The sequence below is a fragment of the Geminisphaera colitermitum TAV2 genome (assembly GCF_000171235.2).
Classification (GTDB): domain Bacteria; phylum Verrucomicrobiota; class Verrucomicrobiia; order Opitutales; family Opitutaceae; genus Geminisphaera; species Geminisphaera colitermitum.
In genome coordinates this window covers 31,767-43,849 of record NZ_ABEA03000120.1, presented here as the reverse complement: position 1 = coordinate 43,849, position 12,083 = coordinate 31,767, and the positions used below count along the sequence as shown (strand labels likewise).

Genomic DNA, 12,083 nt, shown 5'->3' with positions numbered 1-12,083 from the left:
TGCACGCAGGGGTGTAAGCACCATGAGCGCATCCACCAAAACCATTCCCGAACAACTCTCCGACGCCCAAGCCCGTATCAAGGACTTGGAGACACAAATTCTCGAAGCCAACGGCAAAGTGACCGCCGCCGAAAAGGCGCTCACGGACGCCAAGGCCGCACACGCCGCCGAAAAGGCCGCTCTCGAAAAACAGGTCTCCGACGCCAAGGCGGAAGTCACGGCCAAGGATGGCGAAATCGCCAACCTCAAAGGCGAAGCCAAGACCGCCAGCGAGCGCGCCGCCCAACTCGCCGCCAATGCCGGCGTTCCTCCGGTTCATTCTGACGGAGGCAAATCCGATTCGGGCAAGGCCGAGGAAACGCTCGACCAAGTGCGCGCCAAGCTCGCCGCCACCAAAGACCCGACCGAACGCGGACGCCTCGCCGCCAAAGCCGCCAAGCTCCGCGCGGAGGGCTGATTTCCCACTTTTCGCACTCACGCAACTCGAACCCGTAACCAACAACTCACATGGCTCTCACGCTCACCGTTTCCGAGATCCTTCTCGATGTCATCCGCAGCTTCACCAAGCAGATTCCGGCGGTCAACCGCATGGGCACCGATTTCCGGCCTGACCGCCTGAAGCTCGATCAAACCTACATCGCGCACGTGCCGGGCATCCCGGTTGTCGCCGACTACAACGCCGCCAATGGCGGATACAAGAACGGCGTGCAGTCCGCGCGCGGTCTCCTGACCGACCTGCCGATCACCGTCAATCGCCACAAGCATGTGCCGCTCAAGTGGACGCACCTTGAGAGCATCAAGGACAACAAGCAGCGTTATGAGCAGGTCATCGCCAACGCGGGCTACGCGCTCGCCAAGGCCGTCATTGACGACCTTCTCTCCGAGGTGAAGTTTGCCAACTTCTCGGAGGAGACCATCATCCCCGTTGAGGACTCCGAACTCGAAGCCTTCACCGGCGTCACCGGCAAGATGAACAAGCGAGGGGCGCTCACCAATGGGCGCACCGCGATCATCAATACCGACGTTGCCAATGTTTTCGGGGCAGACACCCGCGTCGCCTCAAAGGACTACCACGGTCAGCAGGTCGGCGGCACGTCCCTGCGCCGCTGGTCCAATGTCGCGGGCTTCGCCGAAATCTTCGAGTATCCCGACCTCCCAGCCAACGGCGAGAACCTGACCGGCTTCGCTTTCGATCCGCGCGCGTTCGCGCTTCTCGTCGGCATCCCCGACGACTTCGACCCTGCCGTTGTCGCGCAACTCGGTATTCCGCAGGTGATGGGCCGTGAGGCCATCACCGACCCGGACACCGGAGTTACGATGGCCGCCGTCTCGTGGCAGGAGCCCGGCACGGGCGACGTGTTCTGGTCCCCTACCGTCGTGTGGGGCAAGTCGCTTGGTCGCCAAGGGGCCGCCAATCCTGCCGGTTCGCTGGTCGATTACGCCGGACACCGCATCATTTCCGCCGCGCGCGCCTAACCCGGAGACCGACAAATGGGCCTGCATATCGTCATTGGTTTTGATCGTCCGGGCGCTTCCGCCGAGCCGTCCCTTGTCTATCTCGGCAAGAGCGGCGAGGAGGCCCGCGCGGAAATGGACAAGTCGGACGCCAACCGGTTTGAGATTTTCCGCAATCCGGTCGGTATCCGAAAACACAATTCAGCCTCCGCCGCTCGCCGCGAGGCCGCTGCGAAGAAAGCAAAGAAAAAAGAACCCACCAAATAACTTTTGTGCGATTGGTCGTTGCACACCCAAGCCCCGCGCCGCCTGCAAAGCGGGCGGGGCTTTTTCTTTCACCCTTTCACCTGTTTTTACCATGAGCTTTGAGGACGAACTTGCGGCGGGATTCGCCGAACTGGCGGCAGAGGCCGGGACGAAGGCCGCGCTATCCTTCCGTGACACCCCAATCGTTGGCGTGCTGGACGAGGGCACGGACGATCCGCTGAAGGCTGACACCAAGATCGGCACCGTGAAGCGTTCGCGCCTCGTGATCGCCCGTAGCGAACTGGCGAAGCTGCAAGCGAAACCCAAGACTGGCGACGTGTTCAGTTATGGCACTGGTGGCGCAAAATTGAGCATCAAGGACGTGGAGGACTTCGATCCGTCAGACGTGACCGTGACGTTCATCGTCAAGCTCGTGGAGGCCGCGCCGTGAGCCAGCAAGGGCAACTGTTGTCGATTGAGATTGGCGATTCGCTTGAGGCGTTGGACGCGCTCAACGCGGAGCTTGCCATGTATGAGCAGTTGTCCGGCAAAACGAACGTGGAGGTAGTTGAAAAGAAAGGACGCGACCTCGGCATCAAGCTATTTCAGGGGTTTTGGGTGTTGCGCACGCAGCGAAGCAAGGCCCCTTGGTCTGGCCCGATGTTCAGAGCGGCGAAGGCGCGGGGATGGCGGACGATCTTCAGCCGGAAGAATTACGGGAAGCACTACGAAAACCCCTACGACATCACGGATGAACCCTACAAAAGCATTTGGGAGAGCGGGCGCAATGCGCGCCTGAAGCGCGGCGAAAGAGGCAGGGCGGAGCTTACGAGGGGTCGGCGCAGTCGTCGCGGTCTTGCCGTGGCGCAGGAGCTTTCCCGCCGTCAACGCGGTGCCGGATTGCTTGGCGTGAGCTTCCTCATGTTTCGCCGGGGAGGGGCGATCAACAAGCAGAGGCGCAACGCGGCTTTCGTGATTAACAACACCTCGCGCCAGCTTGGCTTGCTCTCGCATGTCGAAAGCGGATCAGGCGCGGGCGGCTCCGCCTTCTTCCGCATCGTGAACTACACGCCCGGCGTGGATACGGTCGGGGCGAAGCATGGCATCTTTGCGAGAGCCATCAATCAGGTGCGGGCGGATACACAGGTTTACCTCGTGCGCAAGCAGATGGAGGCGTTGCGCAAATCACTCGGAAAATCTTAACCAATGAAGACGTTTAAACAGGTTCGTGAAGAGTTGAGGGCGGTGCTTGCAACGGTGCCGGAATTGAACGGAGCGACGGTTCTGGTCGAGCACGCCGGGGCAGACATTGACGGCGATGTTGAACGCGCCCTGGCATCGGCGGGACTGGTCCTCGTGGTCTGGACTGCCTCAACCGCCGTGGCGGACAGTGCGCGCGGTGGCTCCGCGTCCGTGCGCGTGGCCCTGCCGGTTTCGATCATTGAAAATCCTCCGGTCAACATGCAGGGCGAGGGCGGGAAGTGCCTGCCTCTGGAGGATGCGTTGCAGGCGGCGATTGCAGGCGTGATCGGCAAGCCGTGCGGCGATGGCGAGGTGTCGCTTGGGCAGGAGGTCTTCGCGCGTGCCGAGGCCGACGCGGGCGAGTTGGAGGTCGTGGTTGGTTTCGAGGCTCCGCTTGTGATCCGTGCGCGGCGAGGGTGACGGTGGAAATGGCGACAGGGGCAGGAGTAAAACCAACATGCCGCTTCCCAACGTAAACTTCGATCCTACCAAAACGATCATCCCGACCAAGACCTACGCGGTCTGGACGCCCACCACCGGCCCTGCCGTCAACCTGATCGGCAAGATTGCCAACTACGAACAGACGCTCGAAACCATCAAGCGCGAGGTGCCGGGAGCGGACAATCTTCTGCGCCCCGACCGCATCGTTGCGATTCGCCAAAGCGAAATTCTCAAACTTGAACTGGAGGACGTGAAGTTGCTGGGCAGCGTGTTCGGCGACGGACGGCTTTCCGGCCTGCGCAACGGCAAGGTCAGGTTCTATATCACGGACCCGGATGACGCCGCTAACAAAGCGGCCATCGTCACCAATGAGTTTCAGTGCGCCGTTACCGTTGACGGCGGGCTCGGCCTCACGGCCAACGAAGTCACCAAAGCCACGCTCGCCTTCGAGGCGAAGCAGGCTGTCACCTTCACTATGGACGGGAGCACGGCATGAGTAACGAAAATTCCACTACGCCTGCCGCCCCCGCCGCCCCGTCGAAGATGACCGTCGTGAACGGCGGCGAGCCGTTTGTTGCCACCATGATTGGCGGCAACACGGAGCCGCTAACCATTCGTCTGATTCCTATTCGTCAGATGGACGAATACCTTTTCCGCTACGAGGACATCGTTGGGCTTGTTGCGCTCGCGACAGGCAAGGAGCCTGAGTTTTTCGACGGCATGGACGAGGAGAGTCTTTACGCTCTCAATCGCCGGGTGCGAGAACTCAACGACCCTCGTTTCGACCGTTGGGTTTCGGAGAAGGCGGCAACGGTCGGCTCAAAGCTCAAAGACCTTCTCAAGACGCTGAGCGGCTCTCGCTGACGCTGGCCGATCTTTGCGCCGACGCCGCCTTGTTGCTGGGGCGCGATCTGCCTGCCGTAGCGAATATGTCACTACCGCAGGTCGAGCTTTTGCTTGAGCGGCAGTCCGCGCGAGATGGCGAGCTTGGTTTGCTGATGGTGCGCGCGTTCGGGGCAATCATGGGAGGCGGCGATGCCGCCAAGGAAACGATCCAAGGTCTGCTGAGGCAGGCCGGTTACGAGTCAGGGAAGTCCAATGACACACCGTTTAAACGCCTTCTAGCCAAGGCGCAGTCACAACCAAAACAATGAGCGCACAGGCACGCGCAGACATCCTTCTGAAAGTCGGCAGCGACATGGCGGAACTTCGCCGGTTGCAGGAGGAGATGTTGCGCACGCGCCAGAACGTTGAGTTGAACGCGGGGAAGATGGGCGCGGCGTTCGCGGTGGCGAATCAGGGGATTTCCGGGGCGCTGGCAGGCATCAAGGCGGCGATGAAAGGCACGCTGACCGATGGCGTGAAATTCAACGCGCAGCTTGAACAGGCGCAGGTGGGCGTGGCGTCGGTTCTGAGGCAGTTCAACCCGGAGCGCTACAAGGATTTTCGCTCCGCCATGACCGCCAGCACTGGCGTTCTTGAGCAGTTGCGCAAAAAGGCGAAAGAGACTTCCGCCACGTTCGGCGAATTGCTCGAAGGCTTTCAGAGTTCGTCTGGCGCGATGGCCGGAGCGGGCATCCCGCTCGAAAAGCAGGTCAATCTTATCTCCATGATGTCGCAGACGCTGACCGCGCTCGGCATCCAGCAACACCAGTTGCGGCAGGAGACGACGGCCATCCTGACGGGAAACATCAACCGCAACGCGCAGGCGGCGATGATGCTCGGCATCACGGCGCAGGACGTGGCGAGGGCAAAGGAGGCGGGGCAGCTTTACGAATTTCTCACGAGCAAGATGTCTTCGTTCGCGAAGGCGAGCGAGCTTGCTGCTGGCAATATCTCCGTGCTCGAAGGCAACCTGAAGGATGCCGTCACCAATCAGGCGGCGGATGCCACGAAGGAACTGACGGAATCCTACCGGGAGTTGCTGAAGGCGCTGACGGATTTGGTCAACGCGCCGGGGACGAAGTCGTTTCTGGAGTCGCTGGCTGGAGCGGCGGCGAAGGGCGTCAATCTTGCGACGTGGGCAGCGAACACAGCCAGGGAAAACCCGGCAGCGGTCGATATGGGCATTGGTGTCGGCGCTGCCGTTTCCGCGCTCATTGGCGGCGGCTGGGTGGTGAAGCTCATCAAGGCGGTGGTTGCGGGGGCCAGCGTATCCACGATTGCGCCGCTCGTCGCCATTGTCGCGGCGGCGGGGGCCGGGGCTGGATGGGTTAGAGGGAGCGCGCAGCGGCTTGACGATGTTCTCAACGCGAACAACGTGGCGAGGGAAACGCATCTCCGTGATGCCCGCAGCCTGATTACGGGCGCACGCACGCCGGAAGAGCTTTCGGTCATTCGTGCGGAGATCGCCACATGGCTTGCCGAGGCACAGAAACGGGCGGCACCATTGGATTTTCGCGCCACTGCCAGAGCGGATATTGGCGGACGCGCCTTGGGCGCGGACGGGAAGCCGGTTGCGGATGCAAACGGTTACTGGATTCGCGCAGGTCTCTCACAAGAGGAAAAGGGTGAACGCGCATTTTTAGGGGCATCCATCAAGACGTATCAGAATCTTCTAACGATGGCCGATGAACGCGGCGACAAAATCATCGAAGAGAATCGTCTGCTCGATGAGCAGGCCCGAAAGCTGGCGGCCATTGAGAAGATCAACAAGGATGGCGACACCCTTCGCAAGCAACTGGTCGATGACCTCAAGAAGAATACCGAGGCGGAATCCAAGGCTCTGTTTGAGGCCATCACGGAGCCCGAGGCCAAGCTGGAGGCGCTGCAAAAGAAGCTGCTCGAAGAGCGCATGAAGCTGACACTGACGCTTAATGCGCTCGGGCGTCCTGACCCGAACAATCCCGGTCAATACTTGCCTCCGACCGACGAGGACAATCAGGCGGCGGACTCCGCGCGGGCGGCGTTTACAGCGAAGGAGGCGACTCTCAAGAAGCAGATTCTTGAGACGGAAAAGAAGATCACGGAGGAGCGGGAAAAGCAGAATAAGAAGGATGCCACGGAGCACGAAAAGGCGCTGCGCGACCGCCTGAACACCCAAGAGAGCGCCTTGCAGGGCGCTCTCACCAAGATCGTCGTCGAAAAGGGCAGGATCGAACGTAATGAGCTTTTAACTACGAATGAGCGCCGTGCGGCCAACGTTGAGCAACTGAAGAAGGAATTGGCGGCTTACGAAGCGTTTAAACGTGTTCTCAATTCGGAATGGGTGATGGCGCTCACCGATCAGGAAAAGCAGACCATCAAGCAACGCATTGACGCGATCCATCGCGAGATTGAGAAGGCCAGCGGAAGCATTGCGGGCGGCGAGCAGACGCCCCTTCGCGGTCTCGAAAAGTTCAGTGCGCAGTTAAGGCAGATGGACGAGAACTTTGACCCGATGTTCGACGTGGTGAACGCCGGGTTCAACAGCATGTCGAGCGGCATCAACGATGCGCTCACGAACGCGAAGAGCTTCGGGGAGGGGTTCAAGACGATCCTGTCGTCTCTCGGTCAGGGAATCTCGCAGGCGATCATGCAGATTATCTCCATGAAGATGGCGATGATGGCGTTTCAAGCGGTAGGGCTTGGTTCTTGGATTCCGGGCGGCGGAGGGAAGTTTTCAGGCGGCTACATGCTGCCCGGTTACGCGTCGGGTGGCTTGCCCATACCGATCAATGGCTACACGCCTCCCGGCGAGAAATACAAGCCCGCTGGCGTCGTTCACGCGGGCGAGTGGGTTGCCCCGCAATGGATGGTCAAGAGTCCGCGCGTTGGTCCGATGATCTCGGCGTTGGAACAGATGCGCGTCACCCGCAAGGGCTTCGCCGGGGGTGGCGCGGTGGATACGACGCTGCGCATGGTCAACGAAGCGAACGCGGCGGCGCAGGCGCGCGGCACTGGCGGAGAGGCCGGACCGACATTCAACTACACGTTCGAGGCGGGCGTGACGCGGCAGGAACTTGCCGCGCTCATCCCTGTTTTGGAACGCAAGACCATCGCCGCGATGGAAGAAAAACAACGCCGGAGGAAGTAACACATGGCCTATCCGCTCGCATTTCCAAATGTCCCGCCCGACAAGGTGAAGGCATCTCTTCGTCGGGTTCAGGCGTCGGTGCAGTCGCCGTTCACGCTACAACAGCAGGTGTTCGACTGGAATGCCAGACGCTGGGAGATCACTGTCACGATGCAAAAAATGGATACGGAGGATGCGGCTGTATTCGGCGCATGGCTACACGACCTCAACGGCATCGTCGGCACGTTCACCTTCAATCTGACACCGTGGGTTCCGGGCGTGAATCCGGCACCGGGGACGCGGACGTTTCGCATGGTCGCACCAACGCAACCGTGGGATTCCGAAAAACGGGTTCTGTGGGATTTCCAGTTTGATGCTGTCGAAGACGTTTAAACGCTATGAGCAGAGACCTTTCAACCAACGTCGGCAATGCGGTGGCCGCCCCAGTGGTGGCCCCGGCCTTCCTCTGCGAGATGGATTTCGCAACCGGCTCCCTGCGCACATGGACGGGGACCGGAGTGCTGGAATGGGCCGGGCGTTCATTCACCGGCACGGGGACGCACGGCAACATTTCGGAGGTGGAGGAAAGTCAGAAGGTGTCGGCGAACGGCGTTGAGCTTTCGCTTTCCGGCATCCCGTCCGACATGATCTCCCGCGTGCTCGGGGAAGGCTATCGCGGGCGAGTGATCCGTCTTTGGATGGCGCTTTTCGATACGGCTACGGCTGCGATGCTGAATGATCCGATCCCGGTCTTTGCCGGTCGCATGGACACTATGCGCCTTCAGGACACAGGAGAGACGACAACGGTGACGGTGAGTTGCGAGTCGCGGCTGATCGACTTGGAGCGGGCGCGCGAGCGGCGCTACACGGACGAAGATCAGAAGGAACTATATCCCGACGACAGGGGTTTCGAGTATGTGGCCGATCTTCAGGACAAGGAAGTTTTGTGGGGGAGGAACGCATCATGACAAACGAACGCATCAGACCTGACGACTGGCCCAAGCGCCTTCACGAATACCTGGCTGAAGCCAGCGGCAAGGGGTTTCGGTGGGGCATTCATGACTGCGTGCATTTCGCGGCTGGCTGGCTGGAGTGCCTTGGCTACGCGGATGTGCTGGCCGGATTGCCGGGATGGACAACGCGCCAGACGGCCAAGCAGACCATTCGCGAGCTTGGCGGCTTTGAGGTGGCTGTATCCGACCGCCTGACGGCGCTGGGATGCGCGGAGGTGCCGCCGTTGATGGCGCAGCGTGGAGACGTGTGCGTTGTCGTAGCCGGTGAATACGAACGGCAAATGCTCGGCGTCGTTGATGGCTCCGGCGTGGCGTGCCTGCTGAGGCAGGGCATCGCGCATGTGCCTGAATCGCAAATTTCAAAAGCATGGAGGGTGTGAGAGATGCCATTTTTAGCAGCCCCCGTTTTCGTTATCGCAGGAATGACAATCACGGTAGGTAACATCGTGGCTTTCGCTGTCATGGTCGGCAGCATGGTCTATTCGCGCATTCAGCAGCGGAAGATGGAAAAGGCCGCGCGGAAGTTGGAGGGCGCGACACTGACAACCCGCGAGCCAGCTGCGGCGCGGCGTGTGATCTACGGCACGCAGCGCGTTGGCGGCATCATCATCTACATGTCCGGGAGCGGGAAAAAAAACACCTATTTGAACATGGTTGTCGCCGTCGCCGGGCATGAGGTGAATGCGATCAAGGGCCTCTGGCTGGACGACACCCGCGTGCCTCTGGATGCCAACGGAAATGCCGTGGCACCAACCAGCGGCGGCGCTCCAAATCAGGCGTTGCACTGGATGGACACGAAGGAAATGGAGCGTCGGGGCATCGCGCCGACTTCGATTTACGATGACGGCGGCGCGAAGGTGCCCAGCTATGTGGGCGTGGTTCACGCGGAGTTTTTCACCGGTTCGCCCAATCAGACGGCGTGCGCGACGCTGATGAACGAACTGCCGGGCAAATGGACGGCGAACCACCGGCTGCGCGGCGTCGCCTACGTGTATGTAAGAATCAAATACAACACGGACAAGTTTCGAGCACAGCCAAACGTTTCGGTTTTGGTTGAGGGGAAAAAGGTTTACGACCCGCGCACCAGCACGACGGCTTTCAGCAGCAACGCCGCACTCTGCATCCGCGACTATATGAGCGATTCCGCCTATGGACTTGGCTGTTCGTCTGCCGAGCTTGACGACGCCGCCACCATCCGGGCAGCGAACATCTGCGACGAGGTTGTGGCACTGAAGAACGGGCGGACGGAGCGGCGCTACACCTGCAACGGTGTGATTTACACAAGCGACGCTCCGGGTGATGTGCTCGAATCCATGCTGAAGAGCATGGCGGGGGCGGCAATTTACTCAGGCGGGCTTTGGCGGCTGCGTGCAGGGGCGCACCAAGAGCCTTCCGCCACGTTCGGGTTTTCCGATCTGCGCGGAGAGGTGAATTTTCAGCCGGGGGACAGCCTGCGCGAAACCTGCAACGCCGTGAAAGGCACTTACATTTCGCCAGAGGGGAAATGGCAACCCTCCGACTTTCCGCCGATCAAGAACGCGACGTATTACGCTCAGGACAACAACGAACGCATCTGGCGGGACGTGGAGTATGCCTTCACCACGGCACCGGCCACGGCTCAACGGCTGGCGAAGATCGAACTGGAACGGAGCCGTCAGGACATCACGGTGCGCCTGCCTCTGAAGTTGCAGGGAATGCGTGTGCGGGCTGGCGATGTGGTTGCGCTGGACATGCCGCGCTACGGCTGGAACGGGAAACTGTTCGAGGTGATGAGTTGGAAATTCGTTGTGAGTGATGCCGACCTGACCGCCTTGGGTGGCGGCAAGAACGGCGAAGGCTCGTCGGGACCAACACTCGGCATTGACCTCGAATTGCGCGAGACGGCGGCAAGCGTTTGGGACTGGAACAACGGCGAGGAAACGACGGTCGATCCAGCGCCCAATGGCGATCCGCCCGCAGGCGACCCGGATACGCCGCCCGTGATTACGATCAATCCCCTGCCGGTTACTGCAACCGCTGGTGTGTCCTTTCCCGTCACCGGCTCCGTAGTGGCGGCGGATGGCGACCTTGCGGGCGTGTCGGTCGCGTGGGTTACGCTTGGCGCGGGAGACGCGCCAGAGGGCGAGCAAACATTATCGGTCGCGGTGTGCTCCGGCGCGACGAAGAACAACTACGCCATCAACACGACAGCCGTTCCGATGTCTGAGGGGCGCTACCGCGTCGAAGTGCGCGCCGTGGTTGATGGCGGCGGAGAAACGGTCATGCAGAGCGGGGTGGTTGTGGTGACGGCAGAGGAGGTGCCTGACCCCGACCCGATCTTGCAGGAAGTTTTCAGCTTCGACCCGGCCAATAACGACATTTTTTACACGGGTAACAGGGTAGCCGCTGGCAGCGGCGGCGGACGCTACATCGTGCGCGGAGGCTGGGTCTGGATTGATGTGCGGGTTCAGGTATCTAGCGTAAATAGCAGTTATTTGAATGGGACGGTCTCACTCAACCTTTCCAGCCTCATCCCCGCTCAGTATCACCCGAGCACGGCAGATTACGGGGACCTCAACAGAGTCCACATGACCGCTTACCTCCGTGCCGCTGATATTGATGACCTCGGACATACCCCGATGCACATCCGTTTTGGCGCCTCAGCGGGGCAAGGTATTGGGACGCTGTTGGGTCTTATCGAGTATGTTACTACCAACAGCCAAATTGGCCAATGGCCCGCATCGCGGATACGGGGGAACACCACGCTTGAGTTTAATCTTAGTTATCCGCTCGTCGCCTAAGCGTAGGTGCGTGTGTGTCCGGTGGAAATAGCGCCTTGGTCAGAAAGCACTCAAGGCACATGGACATTTTCATTAAGCACTCCACACGGGCGGTTGTCGGGCCGAGAGGCGAGGCGTCCCCGGCCATCGCGTTTAAACGTCGTGAACTCGCGCTGATTCGCCTGACGTTCCTAGACGACAGCCTGCAACCGTTCCTGCCCGACGACGTGACGGCGGAGGCTCCGCAAATCAAATTCGGTTTCAAGGCCAACGGTCATTTTGGCGGCGGACCTGTCGCACTGATGGACGCATGGGAGTATCAGGGGGCGGCGGGAGGCCACGCCTTCGTTGGTAATCTCAGCCTCAACACAGACCCCCTGAACAATGGCCTGTTTTCAGACGACGAAATCGCCTCCGTTTCGCTGATGGGAGAATTCATCTGGCGAAAGGACGAAGGCCCATTTGCCAAGTCGGGGACGCTTATCGCTGACGTGTCGAATGACATTTTGCGCGGCGACGAGGCTCCGCCGGCCGAAGACCTTGAGATCATGCAATCGCTCGTTGCGCAGGCGCAGGCAGCGAAGGCGGCGGCGGAAGAAGCCAAAGACACCGCCGAACAAGCCGCCGCAGATGCCGTTGACGCGGCAGGCAATGCAGCCAATGCGGCAACCGCCGTTTTTGATGGGCGGACGCGCTCTGGCGTCGTGGCGATTGAGGCCGGGGTTGGCACGGTCAACATTGTCTTCCAGCCGACCTATCCAGCCGGACAAAAGCCCGCCATCTCGCTAGACATCGAACGCCCGGAGGGCGGCGACTTCCTCGTGCATGACATCGTTTCGCGCACCAATGCCGGATTCACGGTCAAGCTCACCGGCCCCGCACCGGCAGCGGGATATTTCCTCCACTACAACGCCTTGCTCGCTTCGTAATGAC

At 60.6% G+C, this 12,083-nt stretch carries 15 protein-coding genes; 14 read left to right on the top strand and 1 reads right to left on the bottom strand.

Translation table 11 applies throughout. From position 1 onward, the window contains the following. The first annotated feature begins 22 nt into the window (after positions 1-22). The 8 genes from OBACDRAFT_RS14310 to OBACDRAFT_RS14275 all read left to right on the top strand — a co-directional run bounded on the left by OBACDRAFT_RS14310 (position 23) and on the right by OBACDRAFT_RS14275 (position 4,248). The gene (locus OBACDRAFT_RS14310) at positions 23-457 is read left to right on the top strand and encodes a hypothetical protein (RefSeq protein WP_043586677.1); all 435 of its coding nucleotides are present in this window, start codon (positions 23-25) and stop codon (positions 455-457) included. A gap of 50 nt (positions 458-507) precedes the next feature. Then, complete coding sequence (locus tag OBACDRAFT_RS14305; RefSeq protein WP_043586676.1) at positions 508-1,476, top strand: major capsid protein; 969 nt, start codon at positions 508-510, stop codon at positions 1,474-1,476. A 15-nt stretch (positions 1,477-1,491) separates the two neighbouring features. Then, positions 1,492-1,722: a hypothetical protein gene (locus OBACDRAFT_RS14300; protein WP_043586675.1), complete on the top strand. Its 231-nt coding sequence runs from the start codon at positions 1,492-1,494 to the stop codon at positions 1,720-1,722. A gap of 91 nt (positions 1,723-1,813) precedes the next feature. Next, complete coding sequence (locus OBACDRAFT_RS14295) at positions 1,814-2,152, top strand: hypothetical protein (RefSeq protein WP_043586672.1); 339 nt, start codon at positions 1,814-1,816, stop codon at positions 2,150-2,152. Next, positions 2,149-2,904 (top strand): hypothetical protein, encoded by a 756-nt coding sequence (locus OBACDRAFT_RS14290; protein WP_043586671.1) that lies wholly within the window; start codon positions 2,149-2,151, stop codon positions 2,902-2,904. Before OBACDRAFT_RS14295 ends, OBACDRAFT_RS14290 begins: the two co-directional genes overlap by 4 nt. A gap of 3 nt (positions 2,905-2,907) precedes the next feature. After that, a complete protein-coding gene (locus OBACDRAFT_RS14285; RefSeq protein ID WP_043586670.1) occupies positions 2,908-3,363 on the top strand; it encodes a hypothetical protein in 456 nt (151 codons plus the stop codon). A 37-nt stretch (positions 3,364-3,400) separates the two neighbouring features. After that, positions 3,401-3,880 (top strand): hypothetical protein, encoded by a 480-nt coding sequence (locus tag OBACDRAFT_RS14280; RefSeq protein WP_043586669.1) that lies wholly within the window; start codon positions 3,401-3,403, stop codon positions 3,878-3,880. Then, positions 3,877-4,248 (top strand): hypothetical protein, encoded by a 372-nt coding sequence (locus OBACDRAFT_RS14275; RefSeq protein ID WP_043586668.1) that lies wholly within the window; start codon positions 3,877-3,879, stop codon positions 4,246-4,248. The genes OBACDRAFT_RS14280 and OBACDRAFT_RS14275 overlap by 4 nt, the downstream gene beginning before the upstream one ends. A gap of 71 nt (positions 4,249-4,319) precedes the next feature. Here OBACDRAFT_RS14275 and OBACDRAFT_RS30770 read toward each other — a convergent pair whose 3' ends face one another. After that, a complete protein-coding gene (locus OBACDRAFT_RS30770) occupies positions 4,320-4,442 on the bottom strand; it encodes a hypothetical protein (protein ID WP_269799069.1) in 123 nt (40 codons plus the stop codon). 92 nt (positions 4,443-4,534) lie between these two features. On the opposite strand from OBACDRAFT_RS30770, the gene OBACDRAFT_RS14270 reads away from it, so the two are divergent. The 6 genes from OBACDRAFT_RS14270 to OBACDRAFT_RS25450 are packed head-to-tail and all read left to right on the top strand — an operon-like array spanning position 4,535 to position 12,079. After that, positions 4,535-7,399, top strand: a complete 2,865-nt coding sequence (locus OBACDRAFT_RS14270) for a coiled-coil domain-containing protein (RefSeq protein ID WP_043586667.1) — start codon at positions 4,535-4,537, stop codon at positions 7,397-7,399. 3 nt (positions 7,400-7,402) lie between these two features. Beyond that, positions 7,403-7,771, top strand: a complete 369-nt coding sequence (locus tag OBACDRAFT_RS14265; RefSeq protein ID WP_043586666.1) for a hypothetical protein — start codon at positions 7,403-7,405, stop codon at positions 7,769-7,771. Positions 7,772-7,776: 5 nt separating this feature from the next. Beyond that, on the top strand, positions 7,777-8,346 hold the full coding sequence (locus OBACDRAFT_RS14260) for a hypothetical protein (RefSeq protein WP_043586664.1): 570 nt from the start codon (positions 7,777-7,779) through the stop codon (positions 8,344-8,346). Next, positions 8,343-8,771 carry a DUF6950 family protein gene (locus OBACDRAFT_RS14255; protein WP_043586663.1) on the top strand — a complete coding sequence of 143 codons (429 nt, stop codon included), beginning with the start codon at positions 8,343-8,345 and terminating at the stop codon, positions 8,769-8,771. The genes OBACDRAFT_RS14260 and OBACDRAFT_RS14255 overlap by 4 nt, the downstream gene beginning before the upstream one ends. Positions 8,772-8,813: 42 nt before the next feature. Then, the gene (locus tag OBACDRAFT_RS25455; protein ID WP_198529908.1) at positions 8,814-11,171 is read left to right on the top strand and encodes a phage tail protein; all 2,358 of its coding nucleotides are present in this window, start codon (positions 8,814-8,816) and stop codon (positions 11,169-11,171) included. 59 nt (positions 11,172-11,230) lie between these two features. Further along, complete coding sequence (locus OBACDRAFT_RS25450; protein ID WP_052362033.1) at positions 11,231-12,079, top strand: hypothetical protein; 849 nt, start codon at positions 11,231-11,233, stop codon at positions 12,077-12,079. Positions 12,080-12,083 lie beyond the last annotated feature (4 nt).

Coding starts and splice junctions, on each gene's coding strand:
- OBACDRAFT_RS14310 (WP_043586677.1), top strand. CDS start 23: ATGAGCGCATCCACCAAAACCATTCCCGAACAACTCTCCGACGCCCAA.
- OBACDRAFT_RS14305 (WP_043586676.1), top strand. CDS start 508: ATGGCTCTCACGCTCACCGTTTCCGAGATCCTTCTCGATGTCATCCGC.
- OBACDRAFT_RS14300 (WP_043586675.1), top strand. CDS start 1,492: ATGGGCCTGCATATCGTCATTGGTTTTGATCGTCCGGGCGCTTCCGCC.
- OBACDRAFT_RS14295 (WP_043586672.1), top strand. CDS start 1,814: ATGAGCTTTGAGGACGAACTTGCGGCGGGATTCGCCGAACTGGCGGCA.
- OBACDRAFT_RS14285 (WP_043586670.1), top strand. CDS start 2,908: ATGAAGACGTTTAAACAGGTTCGTGAAGAGTTGAGGGCGGTGCTTGCA.
- OBACDRAFT_RS14280 (WP_043586669.1), top strand. CDS start 3,401: ATGCCGCTTCCCAACGTAAACTTCGATCCTACCAAAACGATCATCCCG.
- OBACDRAFT_RS14275 (WP_043586668.1), top strand. CDS start 3,877: ATGAGTAACGAAAATTCCACTACGCCTGCCGCCCCCGCCGCCCCGTCG.
- OBACDRAFT_RS14270 (WP_043586667.1), top strand. CDS start 4,535: ATGAGCGCACAGGCACGCGCAGACATCCTTCTGAAAGTCGGCAGCGAC.
- OBACDRAFT_RS14265 (WP_043586666.1), top strand. CDS start 7,403: ATGGCCTATCCGCTCGCATTTCCAAATGTCCCGCCCGACAAGGTGAAG.
- OBACDRAFT_RS14260 (WP_043586664.1), top strand. CDS start 7,777: ATGAGCAGAGACCTTTCAACCAACGTCGGCAATGCGGTGGCCGCCCCA.
- OBACDRAFT_RS14255 (WP_043586663.1), top strand. CDS start 8,343: ATGACAAACGAACGCATCAGACCTGACGACTGGCCCAAGCGCCTTCAC.
- OBACDRAFT_RS25455 (WP_198529908.1), top strand. CDS start 8,814: ATGACAATCACGGTAGGTAACATCGTGGCTTTCGCTGTCATGGTCGGC.
- OBACDRAFT_RS25450 (WP_052362033.1), top strand. CDS start 11,231: ATGGACATTTTCATTAAGCACTCCACACGGGCGGTTGTCGGGCCGAGA.